Consider the following 13,270-nt stretch of genomic DNA (forward strand, 5'->3'; position numbering starts at 1 on the left):
TCTTATCTTAAATTCTTCTTTTTCTCATCATCATCCATCAGATTTAGTCTAACATGTTCTCCTGGATAATGTTCTGAAATATTTTTTGAATAACACTTGCTACATAGTGGTCCCTTTATTTTCCATTCTGGCATTGGGTTGTAAGGTGTTGCTCCAACATCTTCATCACATTGTGTACATTTAGTCATACAATTTCAACGAACAAATTTGGCTATAAAATCATTTGCCGGAAAAAATGACGTAAATACTACTATTGTATACTATGATCGGTAATAGTCTGGTCAATGTAACCTCCTGCAAGATTTTACACTGGCCGGATTGTTACCTTTTTCTAAATTCCAAAAATAGTTTTCTTGATAAATGAAATCTCTTCTGTTTCTTGTCCAATCTTTCTATCTATAATCTTCAACATGTCATTACCATAGACTTGATTTGAAAAGAAGTTATGAGCAGTATTTGATTCCTCAATCTTTGTTTCTACTGCTGAATCTTCTAAGAATTTTGTGACTACTTTATCTGCAACATGTAAAACCTTCTCACATAATCCAAAGTTTTTCATTATCTTTTCTAATTCTAAAATATCCATTTTGAAATCGTCATGTTTTGCCAAAATATTCTTGTGAATTATTCTCGCTGTAACTGCAACAAACAAACTTTGCGCATATCTCTTATTCTTATTTTGAGTATTTTTTCTGTCATAACCTAATTGATTTTTAGCAAATTCTCGAATCAAATGTGGAAATAGGAAATATCTATAATCACATTCTAATTCATCATTGAAAACATTCTCATACTTTGCTCCATTTGGAAGATACTTTGCAATTCCTCCGTAGACCTCGTTTGGTTTTTGAACAAAATATGATACAAATGATGCAATAGCTGAATCATCTTTTATTCTACATCTATCCTTTGCATCCGGCAAATACTTGTTATACATTTCATCTCCTTGAAATTTTGCCTTTTCAGCTGTAGAAAGATTTAGCCATAATCCTTGTTGATGCTCAAAACAATAATCCAATCTTGTTGCTAGCATATGATGAATTGATACAAAGTAATCTTGTAATGATACGTAATCTTTACCTTTTACTGCATTTTGTGAATTACGATACTTTGTAATTTTTCTCTGATGTTCTTCGTCTTTTGTTTTAATTACTGTGACTAAGACTTCGGCATCCACATTATTTGCTTTTTTCTTCTTATCGAGAATACTCTTTGATGTCTGTGCACCATTAACAATCTGAGCACCCTTGAGGTATAACTCATTATTTTTAATTGAAACATCATCCACTGTAATGGTAATTCCATTATTCCACTCAAAGAATTGATGTGGATCATCTTCAAGTGTGGTTGAGATTTTTTTATTTATTGAGCCTTTTCCGCCCAGATGTTTTCTGATATTTGATTCAAAAATATAATGTTCATTTTTCTCAACTAATTCTGCTAAATCAAAAGCAGATACCACACAAACTTTACAATTTTTGTGCTCTAGTGGTTGTTTGAGAATCCTTAAACTTGCGTTTTGACCTTTAGCGGGTTTCTTGATTCGTTCCCATAATGTTTGGTATACCTGCTGTCTCCCCATAACTCTGACTTTGTCATTTTGATAATCATCTACACATTGGTCTGTTATGTAGACTAAATCCACCTTCATTTTCTTATCATTAAGAATTTTCCAGAGAATCTGTAATTCATCTCTTTTTAGTTTCGATTGTTCTTTTTCTTTTAGTCGAGCTACATCTTGAACAAATTGGTCTATTGCTCCTATGGAATGAGCAGAACCATACTTTGATTGAAATAATCTAATTCTCTTTTCGTCAGAATCTACTAGGTAGGCGTCAATTCCTTCATCATAACCGCCATCAATAATTGCATTTTCTGCAATATCTTGTAATACATCTTCAACGTTAATCAAATGCCACAAGAGATAATCCCGACCTTTCTCAACTGTTGTGTTTGAATCCTTCATGAACTCAGTAATACTAACATCAACTGAATGAGTGGCAAATCCTTCTAATGGTGCACTGGAAAATTTTGAAAGAATATCACGTCCTTGTTCACTATATTCTAAGAGATTTGCTCCTTTAGGTGGCATTTTTGTTATTTTGTTTTGTTTATCCTTAAGAAGAATAGGGTGATTACGAGATAACCTTAGAGTCATTCATACTGTAGAAAATAATTGAATATGAATATAGGGTCAGTTTTAATTCTAGAGTTACAATTGGTTAGCTCTAAATTCCTAAAGCGAATAAATCAGATATGAATAAGAAAATCGCCATAATCCCTATCATAGTAATTATTGCCATAATTGGAGCAGTTTCTCAAATGGGTCTAGAAGAATCTACTGAAACACAAACTGTTGAAATTGAAACAGTTGAAGAAGTTGAAGCCATGATCACAATTCCTGTAAAAGCTGCAAGACCTGCATGTGGACCACACCCTGAATGTTATATCCCATCATACTATGTTACCAAACTCGATGAGCCTGTAGTTTGGTTAAACGAGGATTCTGCATTTCATAGTGTAACTAGTGGAAGTTATGGAGAACCTGATGGACTGTTTGATAGTGGTCATATGGATCCTTATGGAACATTTTCATACAAATTTGAAGAGACTGGAATGCATCCTTACTATTGTACCTTACATCCTTGGATGGCAGGAAATATCAAAGTAGAAAGGTGACGAGGGGAGTCGAACCCCTTTAGATAAGCTTTGCAGGCTCACGCATAACCGCTCTGCCACATCACCAATGAAAAAAATGAATATTTGCAATTAAACTCTTTACTTCAAATCTTTCCTGATGATTTTGCAGCTAATTTAACATCTTCAGCTTTGACTGTTTTCCTACCTGCATGTTTGCCCATATCTACGGCATTTTTGGCAATCTCTATGCCAATATCTTCAAGAACTCTTCTCAATTCTTCAGCTGATTCATCACTAACTCTGTCGGCACCAGCCTTTTTCAAAATTCTATACATGGCTGAAACTCCCAAATCAGATGTTTTCATACTATTATGAGTAAAATTGGCGATAAAATACTTTTAGTGAAAAAATCTAACACATGACATGAGCTGGATTTACGATGCACACATTCATCTCTCAGATCCTGAATACAAATCTGATATTGACATGATTCTAAATTACATGGATTTGTTAAAAATCAAAGCATGTTGCGTTTCAATGGATATTGAAACCTCCAACGAAACAATGGCTCTTTATGAAAAATCAAAAAATGTTTTACCTTTCATTGGGACTCATCCAGAAATGGCTCAAAAAAGTTCTGAACCTGTTTATGAACTGATTGAAAAAAATAATGAAATTATTTCTGGAATTGGTGAAATTGGATTAGATAGAACCTATATCAATTCTGAAGATGAATGGAAAATCCAAAAAGATGTTTTTTCAAAACAACTATCATTAGCAGAGAAATTTAACAAACCTGTATCAATTCATTCAAGAAAGACATTATCTGATATTTTTGAAATATTACCTTCATACAAAATACCTGGAATTTTACTCCATTGGTTTGATGGAAACAAATCTCAATTGAAAACCGCTATGGAAAATGAATATTTTGTATCATATGGTCCTCTGTTGGTTTATGCAAATGATAAACAAGTACTGCTTTCAAAAACAGATCCATCTAGGCTTTTGATCGAAACTGACGGTCCTGTAAGATTCTCTCGTTGTTTTGAATACAAAACTACTGAAATCATGTTTGTGCCAAGTGTGCTATTTTGTGCTTCAAAAATTCTTCATACATCATATGAAAATTTACTCACACAAATTGAAGATAATTCGAAGAAATTTTTAGGAATTTGATGGTACATATATAAAAAACCAAAAAACCAAACTGCTAGTGGATAGAATAAAACGAATTTCAAATGAACTCATGAATGAATATTCTGAGCGTTTTGGAACTGATTTTGTAACCAACAAACAATCATTGAACGAAATCTCAATTGTCCGTTCAAAAGGACTCAAAAACAAAATTGCCGGTTACATCACCAAAATACTTCAAAGACAAGCAAAATTCGAAGAACGTAAACAAATGATTATTGATAATGAGAAGAAATCTCAAGAACGTAAACAATCAAGATCTAAAAAACCTGAAGTTGAATCAGAAGAAGATGCAGCATCTATTGAAATTGTTGATGGTGTAGAAGATCCTCATACAGATGAAGGAGTTAGACATGTCACTGAAGAACCAAGTTCTGAGACTGAAGTGTCTGAAGAAAAATCAATTGCTGAAGAAATCGTTGATGAATCAAAATCTGAATAACAAAATCAATTAATTTACCAAAAATAATGAATCCTTATGGTTACTGTTAATCTTGTAGGCGGTGCTCGAAAATCTTTTCAAACTGATTCTTTAGAAATAACTCAAAGTATAGATGATATCTCTGAATTACTTTCCCACCTTATTTCAAAAAAACCTGAAAATACCCCCGACTTTGATGGAAAAAATCTATTGATAGCTGTAAACGGAGTTGATTCTTCAGCCCTTGCTGGAATTGATACCAAACTAAAACAAAATGATGTTGTAAACATCATTCCAATCATTCATGGTGGGTCTACTGCAAAAACCAATGTATCATTAACAATAAAAAATAATTCGATTCGATTATTTGAGATCAATAAATCTAATTCAAATAAAGAGTATCTCTTATCATTACGAAAAAAATTCCCTAAATTACAACTACAAGCAATTTCATCAAAATTCATACTTGATAAAGAACACGCAAAAAAAATTATCACTATCTCTATAATTCAAAAATCAAATAATCATTTATTGTCTGATAAAATTGAAACTGATCTTTTACTAAGATTTGGAAATACTACTCAAATTAATGAAGCGATAAAGAATGTTGGATTATCCCCAAATCAAAATTTCATTCTAATAGCACTAGGAAACAAATCTCATCAAATTAAATTATTTGAATCAATTCGTGATGATTTAGATATAATTTTTAAGAAAAATAATCAAAATTTCCTTAAGAAACATTTCCAAATTTCAAATCAAACCTTAAACTCAATAGAATCTAAAACCCCTCTCGTTGATTTACTTGTTGAAAAGGCATCAATACTAATCTAATTCTACTCGTTTTTCCCTATCGACACTTAGAATTGTATCTGGCGGAATAACACTAACTCCTGTCTTGTTTCTTAATATCTGAACAATAATTTCCCAATCTGAATTTTCTAATGACACTTTATTTGATAACGAATCTGCAATATTGGAAATAATATCCTTAGTATGTAATGATGAATGTCGTTTTTCTACGGTAATTCTATAAGTTTCATTTTGTTTCATTACATTTGACAATTCAACTGCCACATCTCTGATCTCCTCTAATTTTGTTTCACATTCTTTCTGAATAGGAATTATTCTTGAACAATATTTGATTAGCCATGGTTCATCTTCAATTATTTCTCTAAAATTATCTAAAACTTTGATATTGTCCAGAGATGTTTTGACCAGAATTATACCTGAAAATGGTGTTTTCTCAATTAATGCTTCTTTATCGCCAAACCGCTCTAGCATGTTTTGAGCTTCTAACATAGCTGGATCTTCAAGATTCCTTTGACAGGTGATAATCAAGTTCATAGTATGTTCTCAATCTCTTCTTTTGAAATAGATCCTTCTCTAATTATTTTTAATTCTCCATTGATAAAATCAATAATAGTTGATTCTCCTTCACTAACAATTGTTCCACCATCTACCAATGTATTGACTTCTGGTAATTTTATTTTAAATTCATTTGAATCTAAAATTGATTTCTCACCTGAAATATTTGCACTTGTTCCAATAATTAATTTACATTGTTTTAAAATTGATAAAATGCATTTATTTCCTGGTACTCTTACAGCCAACTTTCCATTATTTTCTATCTTTTCAGATATTTCTTTTCTAATTGGAAGCAATAGTGTCACTTGCCCTGGCCAAAATTTTTCTGAAATCTTTTCTGCATCTGAATTGAACTCTACAATTTTTTCTAATTCGTCTTTTGATATTCCTAAAATTGGAAATTTTTTTTCACCATCTCTTTTTTTTAATTCAAAAATTCTTGTTATACTATCTTTTTTGAATGGATCACATCCTATTCCATAAACCGTGTCTGTAGGAAATCCAATAATTTCCCCATTTTCATAAGATCTCATAATTTCATTAATTCCCTTCTCATCACACGGTACTACATTCATGATAAATCCAAGATTCACGAATAATTATGTTATTTGATTTTTCTAAATTGTCAAACCAAAATTATCTGTAAATTCAGAAAATGTCTTGTATTCTTTTAGGAAATCTTTTCCTGTCATGCTAATTTTATATTTACACGCTCGTTTTGAATCAACTTGTTCCAATAATCCTTGTGAAACCAAATTCGTTAAAATTTTTGAAATTCTACTATGGGAAATATTTGCTTTTTGAATTAATTTTGTTATTGATGCACCTTCTTGATCAATAGTTAGTTCTTCTGCTGCATACAAAATATCGCCTACAATTTCAATCTGTTTTCGATATGCGCCCATTTAACACATTTCTGTTTGATCTTGCTATGATCTTATTCAATCTATTGAATCAACAAAGAGAGTAAACTTTTTTGACTCTGTAAAATTTCATGCCTATCTTCCAAACTTTTCATCATCTAAATCATCAAATTTCATATCATCCTCCTCATCATCTAAATCATCAAATTTTATTTTTCTTAATGGTAATCTTGAGATTGGTAAGAATAATGAAATTAATCCAGAAATTTTCAGTAAAATTGACACTGAATATAGAATTGATTCTGGGAAAACTAATGAATACCATGCAATAAATTCTCCAAATGCTAATAATGCAAGTCCGGTACCTACTGCAAGTGCACCTTTTTGTTTTCCTTCCAAAAATGAAACAAATGTTTCAATCGCGCCATAAACAAGTAAAATAAATGAAAATGATCTAATGATGTGTTCAATATTCATTGCAGATAATGCAAACAGTGGCAAAATTCCCACTGATCTGAAATATCTTGATTTTGGGAAAAATGATTTTATTGTATGTGAAAATGCAATGAAAAAATATCCTATTGTTTGTATTCCTAAACCTAATGCTTGCAAACCTCGATTAATTTTTCCTTCTTGAAGATAAACATCATCTACCACGTATCCCATCCAAATTATCCCAAAACCAATCCCAATTGCTATAAATGCAATTGTTAATCTAAATAAAACTGGACTGCCAGTATTTTTGTATCCAACATATGCAAAAACACCGATAATTATTCCAATAATAAATCCTATTAGATTTAGAATGTTTTCTAGTAAAAATTCCATTTAATTATTTTCCTATTGCTAAATTAATTAAGTCTTGTAGAAAATTGATTCATAAAATGATTAATTTCATTCAGTCTTCCCATTCGTCCAATGTGCCCGCTGTTTCGCCCTCTGTAGCTCCGGTGTAATCACCTAAAATATCTGAATATTGAGCTTCACTATGTGCAACGTATCTTACATATTCTCCATAACTCATATCCAAACCACATTTTTTACATTCAACATAGGAAAAATCTGGAGCTAACTCTGCATCTTCCTTACATTTTGGACACTTGATCTTCACATCCTATTTTTGTTTCTAGGGTATTATTGCTTTTATCAATAAGAGATAAATTGAAATAAAATTTCTCTATCTTATTGAGTATAATATGCACAAAATGCAAAGAAGAGATTCCTGAAAATGAACAATTAGAATCTCAAGCAGAAAAATATCCACTTTGTACGAAATGTTGGAATGAATGGAAAGAGATGAAAATCATGGTGATTAATGAGATGCATCTTGACCTATCTCTATCAGATCATCGAAAAGTACTCCGAAAACATGAGAAAATATTTGCAGGTGTTATGACTCCTGAGGGTGATTATGTTGACTTTACAAATGAAGATAACAGAAATCCTGAAGAGAAATCAGCCTAGAAATTAAATAGCTTTTTTGCCGAATCCGGAGATAACAAATTCATCTTTCTTTTTGATTCTTCATCGAGTCTATCAAAAACTGCTTTTATTGATGCTATCAACACTTGTTTCTTTTGATTATCAACCTGTAGAAATATTTCAAATATTGCATCTAAATTAAAAAGGATGATCTTATCTGGGGATATCAGTATTTGTTTGAAATAATTTGAAAACATATCTTCTCTATTTCTCGCATCAATAGTTGCAAGTACTTCTAACCATGTTTTGAATAATTTTGAGAAATTTGGAAATGGAATGGTTGGACCTGCATTAAGTGCATTTACTATAATCTCTGCTTTTTCTTCATCATTTTTGGAAAAAAACTCTGTCATTCTTTTTTTGAGAATTGGTGTTCTTAGAAAATCTGGTAAACTAGCAAGATTCACAATAATGTTTCCTGCAAAATTAGGTTCTGACATATTGAGATCTTTTAAGACTTGATATTAACCCTAATGCACTTTAGCTTAAATACATGATTTGAAAATTTGTGTTATGGGTGCTACTATTGTAATTGGTGGTTTTTTTGGAGATGAAGGAAAAGGGAAAATCATTTCATATTTGGCTCAGAAAGATGATCCTACTATAGTTGTTAGAGGTGGAGCTGGTCCTAATGCAGGTCATACCATCAAAGATGGCGATAAAACCTTCAAGGTTAGAATGCTTCCAAGCGGATTTCTAAATAAAAATTCTAGAGTAATGATTGGTCCTGGTGTAGTTGTTAATCCCGATGTTTTTTTAAAAGAAATAAATGATTTTGGAACTGATGGTAGATCATTTCTTGACAATAATTGTGGAATAATTGAAAAGCATCATCTTGAAGATGATTCCAAAGGCAGATTAAAAGAAAAAATTGGAAGTACTGGTTCTGGAACCGGTCCGGCAAATGCTGAACGCGCAATGAGAACTTTGAAGATGGCCAAAGAAATTGATTCATTACAAAAATACATTATTGATGTTCCGTTAGAAATCAATAATGCTCTAGATAGAAATGAAAATATTCTGATAGAAGGAACTCAAGGAACACATCTATCTCTCTGGCATGGAACATATCCATTTGTAACTACAAAAGATGTTACTGCATCGGGCATATGTGCTGATGTAGGAATAGGTCCAAAAAGAATAGATGATGTGATTGTTGTGTTCAAATCCTACCTAACTAGGGTAGGTACTGGTCCTATGGCGGGTGAACTTAGTGCTGAAGAAACATCTCAAAAGGGTTGGGAAGAATTTGGGACAGTCACGGGTAGACTAAGACGTGCAGCTGAATTTGATTTTGAATTAGCTAGTCGTGCAATCATGCTTAGTAGCGCGAATCAAATATCAATAACAAAATTAGATGTAAGATTTCCTGATTGTGCAGGTGCACAATCATTAGATGAGTTAGGTGCAGATGCAAAATCATTCATAAAAAATATTGAAGACAAGTTAGGTGTGAAAGTCACATTAATTGGAACTGGCGCAGGCGTGAATGATATAATTGATTTACGCACGTAATTTTTTTCAGTAAGCTTTAATTTACAAATTCTAAAAAAGTAATTTATGGCAACTCTACCAAATTATGTCCAATTAGATTCACCTTTAGAATTCACACGGTTAGTATGTGCACTAGAACGCTCTCCTCGTGTATCCTTTCTTCATGAACATAACGGCAAAAAAGTATTGTCTGTACAGATGGATTTACTCAAAGAAAAACCTGTAATTTACTTTACACCAATTGAAAATATAGGTCATTATCTCTGTTATGGCTTTAATTCTGGTCAGGAAAAACTTGAGTTAGTCGACACCACTCTTGATAATTCAAAACTTTATTCTCCAATAATTAAAATCAAATCTCTTCCTGCATCCTTAAAACCTGATATTGAAGCGTCGAAAGAAAAATACAATCCTATTGAATTGGAAGATCTTTCTAGTTTGGCTAAACTAAGTTTTGGTTATGAAGAAGCACCATTTCCGTTATTTGCATTCAAACAGAAGGATAAATGGTTCATGGGGGTTTTTCTGAACTTCAATGAAGATGGACCATCATATTTCTGTCACGTTAGTTTGGACGAAGAACCAACAAAACCATTCCTGAAATACACCACATCAAAAAATACTGAACCTGAATTTGTTAATCATACTGGTGAACATGGTTATTCTTACATCAAAATAATAAAGTTAAAAGACTCACACCCATTGGTCGATTATGACCAAATTCAGTGATAGAATAAAAAAATCAGCAAAAACATCTCCGATCATTTTAGCAAATGACTACGATCCAAAAACACCAAACATTGAATCAAAGACATTAAAGAATATGAAACTTCTAAGTGACTATCTGTGTGGAATAAAAATTAATTTTCATCTTTTACTACAATTGGACAAAAAACAAATATCAAAAATTAATAAAGTTGCACACGATTCCGGTTTACAATGTATTGCTGACATAAAATTAAATGATATAGGAAATACAAACATCATAACTACAGAAAATCTATGGAATATGGGATTTGATGCAGTAATTGTTAATCCAATTATGGGAAAAAAAAGTTTGAAAAATTTGGTTGAACTTTCACATAAAAAAAACAAAGGAGTAATTTCGTTATGTCATATGAGCGCTCCAGAAGCAAAACTATCATATGAATTAGAAATTAAAAATCGTTCAAAGAATCAACAACTTTACCAATTATTTCTAGATTGGGCATTATCTACTCATGTAGATGGAATAATTGTCGGTGCTACATATCCAAAAATTATCTCATATTGTAAAAAATCTGTGCGTGGAAAACTTTCTCTATTCTCACCTGGAATAGGAACACAAGGTGGAAGTCCATCAAAAGCCAAGAAACTTGGTTCAGATTATCTTATTGTGGGAAGAACAATTCTTAATTCTAAAAACCCACTTAAAACTACAAAAGATCTAGTTAGTGATTCACTTATCTAAAAATTCTTTAGATTTGAGTAAAAGATTTTTTGCATTTTCATAAGTTGTTTTGTTTAGCGCATTATCAAATTCTAACCAAATGTAATCCAAATGTTCATGTGATAATATGATATCTTTAGTTTTTGTCTTCCCAAGAAAAAATATTACTTTTTTATGAATTTCTTGATTATCTGCATAGAAATAATATTCAATTTCTTCTTCAAATCCCTCAAGAAATTCTACATCTGAAATTCCCGTTTCTTCTTTGGTTTCTCTAAGTGCCGTCTCATGAGGTGTTTCATCTTTTTCCATCTTACCTTTAACAAAATCCCAATGTTTTGATGGATAATTTAATAACAAAAATTTTCTGTCTTCATTGTCATTAAATAAAATTATTCCTGCTGAAACTTCTTCTTTCATTCTATTTCCCTATTCTTCTTTTTCTTTTTTGGAATGTCCTAATTGCTCTCATTAAATCAATTTTTCTAAATTCTGGCCAAAAAATATCTAGAAATACTAATTCACTATACGCACTTTGCCATAATAGAAATCCACTCATCCGTTTTTCACCTGAAGTTCGTAAAATCATATCTGGGGATGATTGTGGTAAATGAGATGTATACAAATTAGATTCTATTACTTCTTTATTGATCTCTTTTGCATCTAATTCACCATTTTTAATTTTCATTCCAATTTTTTTTACAGCATCTACTAATTCATTTTGTCCTCCGTATGCAATTGCAATATTTAGAAAATGTTTGTTATAATTTTTAGTAACTTCATCTAATCTTCCAAGAACTTCCTTGATTGATTCTGGTAGCAGTTCTATGGTTCCAATTGCTTTTACCCTCATTTTGTTTTTGTGTATTCTAGGATCGTTATACAATTTTTCTAATCTTTTGTAAATCAAATCATAAAGATAATCTAGTTCCTCATTTTTCCTATCTAAATTCTCAGCTGATAACACGTATAATGTGATAATTTTGATATCAAACTCTTCACACCAGTCTAACAGATTTTCTACTGCGTCTGCACCTTTGAAATGACCCTTTTCTTGAATTGTTAAATTTCTTTTAGCCCATCTTCTATTACCATCTAGAATTATTGCGATATGATTAGGCATATCACCTTCAAGTATTTCACTTTCTAGTCTCTTGGAATAGATTGAATAAAATCCTGAAAGATATAGTGCTGCGTCTTTTATTCCGTTAATAATTTGCCACCTCGTTTCCTGTATCTACGGAAAAGTAGTGTGGCTGATATCAGTGTTATTGCTGCACCTGCTAACAATGGTGGAATTAATGTAAATGAACTATCATTTGTAGTTAGTATGTTTGTAAATTGTGCAGCTGTTGGATAAATTGCTGCTAGTACAATTATTCGCAAGACATCGCTGATGTGCTTTAATTTTCTGTTTAACCAATTACTAATTAAAATTCCAGCTGAAATTGTTCCAAGTCCCATCCACAAAAATGGAAACAAACCTTGAAGGAATTGCCCCACTACTATTTGATTTGATAATGATTGTGAAAAGTCCAATCCGTTTTCAAATAACTGGGAATCAATATTTGCAATACCTGCGGGAACTGATGCGAGGATCAAAATAATTCCTGTTACAAGTGCAAATATTCTAATGAATCCTGTCGGAGTTGCCTTTGTCCAATTAGACCATGATTTGTCTATGTCAAATGCACGAATAAGAAATGCACCTCCCAAAATACTTACCAATACTGCAAAAATTTCTGCAGTATATCCTACTACCGTGCCAATACCTCCTATTAATAATAAAATTCCTGGAACTCCCAGAAAGAATTTTGAATATGTTTTATCATAAACTACCATCTTCAAGAATTTTCCAAATACTGCATAGGAATGTTCAATTGTTCTACTAACTTGCATTACAACTCTTTGAACCGAAACAACAGGTACCACATTTTGAATAACTGGAATTACCATCTCATCATCCTCTCCATCGGAAACAATTACTGCACCATTTGCCGAAAATTTTTCTAAAATTGATCTTATCTCGCTAACAATTTTTTCATCAGCTTGAACTCCTCTTTTTTCTACTCCTGTAACTACTGCAACTTCCACATTGTATCCTTTACTGACCAAATCTTCATAGGTTTTTACTGCATAAAATATGGAATTTGAATCTGCATCTTCAGGATCTTCTAAGGCAAGTCTTTGTGCTGCATTAATGCAAGAATCTCTGCCAACTACTGGGGTTGCAATTCCTGCTTTTCTACCAACATCATCATCTCTATCTACACAAATTACAAGTAGTTTCGATGCTGCAGTGGACTCGATATCTCTCTCTAATCTCTTATTTGTTGACATGTATACTAGTAATTACAAAATTACCTTTTAATGATT

The 13,270-nt window shown here is 31.8% G+C and carries 20 protein-coding genes and 1 tRNA gene; 8 read left to right on the forward strand and 13 right to left on the reverse strand.

Annotated elements, in window-relative coordinates; genetic code table 11:
• Positions 1-2: 2 nt before the first annotated feature.
• A complete protein-coding gene (locus T478_RS01675) occupies positions 3-188 on the reverse strand; it encodes a hypothetical protein (RefSeq protein WP_048104685.1) in 186 nt (61 codons plus the stop codon).
• Positions 189-331: 143 nt separating this feature from the next.
• Entirely contained in the window at positions 332-2,092 is a 1,761-nt protein-coding gene (locus tag T478_RS01680) for an AIPR family protein (protein WP_048104687.1), read from the reverse strand.
• A 164-nt stretch (positions 2,093-2,256) separates the two neighbouring features.
• Here T478_RS01680 and T478_RS01685 point away from each other — a divergent pair, with 164 nt between their 5' ends.
• Complete coding sequence (locus T478_RS01685) at positions 2,257-2,679, forward strand: cupredoxin domain-containing protein (protein WP_048104688.1); 423 nt, start codon at positions 2,257-2,259, stop codon at positions 2,677-2,679.
• On the opposite strand, the gene T478_RS07535 is transcribed toward T478_RS01685, so the two are convergent.
• A tRNA-Cys gene (locus T478_RS07535) sits at positions 2,674-2,745 on the reverse strand. The two genes, T478_RS01685 and T478_RS07535, sit on opposite strands and share 6 nt — an antisense overlap.
• A 38-nt stretch (positions 2,746-2,783) precedes the next feature.
• Complete coding sequence (locus T478_RS01690) at positions 2,784-3,005, reverse strand: histone family protein (RefSeq protein WP_048104690.1); 222 nt, start codon at positions 3,003-3,005, stop codon at positions 2,784-2,786.
• Positions 3,006-3,063: 58 nt separating this feature from the next.
• Between T478_RS01690 and T478_RS01695 the strand changes: the two genes are divergently transcribed.
• From T478_RS01695 to cgi121, 3 genes are read left to right on the forward strand one after another with little or no spacing between them, the layout of a single operon-like run.
• Entirely contained in the window at positions 3,064-3,819 is a 756-nt protein-coding gene (locus T478_RS01695; protein ID WP_048104691.1) for a TatD family hydrolase, read from the forward strand.
• A 37-nt stretch (positions 3,820-3,856) separates the two neighbouring features.
• Entirely contained in the window at positions 3,857-4,279 is a 423-nt protein-coding gene (locus tag T478_RS01700) for a hypothetical protein (protein WP_048104694.1), read from the forward strand.
• A gap of 36 nt (positions 4,280-4,315) precedes the next feature.
• Complete coding sequence (gene cgi121 / locus T478_RS01705) at positions 4,316-5,092, forward strand: KEOPS complex subunit Cgi121 (RefSeq protein WP_048104696.1); 777 nt, start codon at positions 4,316-4,318, stop codon at positions 5,090-5,092.
• Here the strand turns inward: cgi121 and T478_RS01710 are convergent.
• From T478_RS01710 to T478_RS01730, 5 genes are all read right to left on the reverse strand, one after another.
• Positions 5,084-5,605, reverse strand: a complete 522-nt coding sequence (locus tag T478_RS01710; RefSeq protein ID WP_048104697.1) for a THUMP domain-containing protein — start codon at positions 5,603-5,605, stop codon at positions 5,084-5,086. The two genes, cgi121 and T478_RS01710, sit on opposite strands and share 9 nt — an antisense overlap.
• On the reverse strand, positions 5,602-6,201 hold the full coding sequence (locus tag T478_RS01715; RefSeq protein WP_048104698.1) for an L-threonylcarbamoyladenylate synthase: 600 nt from the start codon (positions 6,199-6,201) through the stop codon (positions 5,602-5,604). Before T478_RS01715 ends, T478_RS01710 begins: the two co-directional genes overlap by 4 nt.
• A gap of 42 nt (positions 6,202-6,243) precedes the next feature.
• Positions 6,244-6,531 (reverse strand): winged helix-turn-helix domain-containing protein, encoded by a 288-nt coding sequence (locus T478_RS01720; RefSeq protein ID WP_048104700.1) that lies wholly within the window; start codon positions 6,529-6,531, stop codon positions 6,244-6,246.
• A 93-nt stretch (positions 6,532-6,624) separates the two neighbouring features.
• Positions 6,625-7,317, reverse strand: a complete 693-nt coding sequence (locus T478_RS01725; protein ID WP_048104701.1) for a hypothetical protein — start codon at positions 7,315-7,317, stop codon at positions 6,625-6,627.
• A 70-nt stretch (positions 7,318-7,387) separates the two neighbouring features.
• A complete protein-coding gene (locus T478_RS01730; protein WP_048104703.1) occupies positions 7,388-7,600 on the reverse strand; it encodes a zinc ribbon domain-containing protein in 213 nt (70 codons plus the stop codon).
• Positions 7,601-7,674: 74 nt separating this feature from the next.
• Between T478_RS01730 and T478_RS01735 the strand changes: the two genes are divergently transcribed.
• Positions 7,675-7,953, forward strand: a complete 279-nt coding sequence (locus T478_RS01735; protein ID WP_048104705.1) for a Fe(2+)-trafficking protein — start codon at positions 7,675-7,677, stop codon at positions 7,951-7,953.
• Here the strand turns inward: T478_RS01735 and T478_RS01740 are convergent.
• Entirely contained in the window at positions 7,950-8,411 is a 462-nt protein-coding gene (locus T478_RS01740) for a hypothetical protein (protein WP_048104706.1), read from the reverse strand. The two genes, T478_RS01735 and T478_RS01740, sit on opposite strands and share 4 nt — an antisense overlap.
• 73 nt (positions 8,412-8,484) lie before the next feature.
• Here T478_RS01740 and T478_RS01745 point away from each other — a divergent pair, with 73 nt between their 5' ends.
• From T478_RS01745 to T478_RS01755, 3 genes are read left to right on the forward strand one after another with little or no spacing between them, the layout of a single operon-like run.
• On the forward strand, positions 8,485-9,486 hold the full coding sequence (locus tag T478_RS01745) for an adenylosuccinate synthetase (protein WP_048104708.1): 1,002 nt from the start codon (positions 8,485-8,487) through the stop codon (positions 9,484-9,486).
• Between the two features lie 45 nt (positions 9,487-9,531).
• Positions 9,532-10,194, forward strand: coding sequence for a hypothetical protein (locus T478_RS01750; protein ID WP_048104710.1), 663 nt, complete (start codon positions 9,532-9,534; stop codon positions 10,192-10,194).
• Entirely contained in the window at positions 10,178-10,915 is a 738-nt protein-coding gene (locus tag T478_RS01755; RefSeq protein WP_048104711.1) for an orotidine 5'-phosphate decarboxylase, read from the forward strand. Before T478_RS01750 ends, T478_RS01755 begins: the two co-directional genes overlap by 17 nt.
• On the opposite strand, the gene T478_RS01760 is transcribed toward T478_RS01755, so the two are convergent.
• The 3 genes from T478_RS01760 to T478_RS01770 form a co-directional block, all read right to left on the reverse strand.
• Positions 10,904-11,314: a bis(5'-nucleosyl)-tetraphosphatase gene (locus tag T478_RS01760; protein WP_048104712.1), complete on the reverse strand. Its 411-nt coding sequence runs from the start codon at positions 11,312-11,314 to the stop codon at positions 10,904-10,906. The genes T478_RS01755 and T478_RS01760 overlap by 12 nt on opposite strands.
• A gap of 1 nt (position 11,315) precedes the next feature.
• Complete coding sequence (gene uppS / locus T478_RS01765; protein WP_048104714.1) at positions 11,316-12,017, reverse strand: polyprenyl diphosphate synthase; 702 nt, start codon at positions 12,015-12,017, stop codon at positions 11,316-11,318.
• A gap of 77 nt (positions 12,018-12,094) precedes the next feature.
• Positions 12,095-13,234: a DUF373 family protein gene (locus T478_RS01770; RefSeq protein WP_048104715.1), complete on the reverse strand. Its 1,140-nt coding sequence runs from the start codon at positions 13,232-13,234 to the stop codon at positions 12,095-12,097.
• Positions 13,235-13,270 lie beyond the last annotated feature (36 nt).

This window comes from Candidatus Nitrosopelagicus brevis (assembly GCF_000812185.1).
Lineage (GTDB): Archaea > Thermoproteota > Nitrososphaeria > Nitrososphaerales > Nitrosopumilaceae > Nitrosopelagicus > Nitrosopelagicus brevis.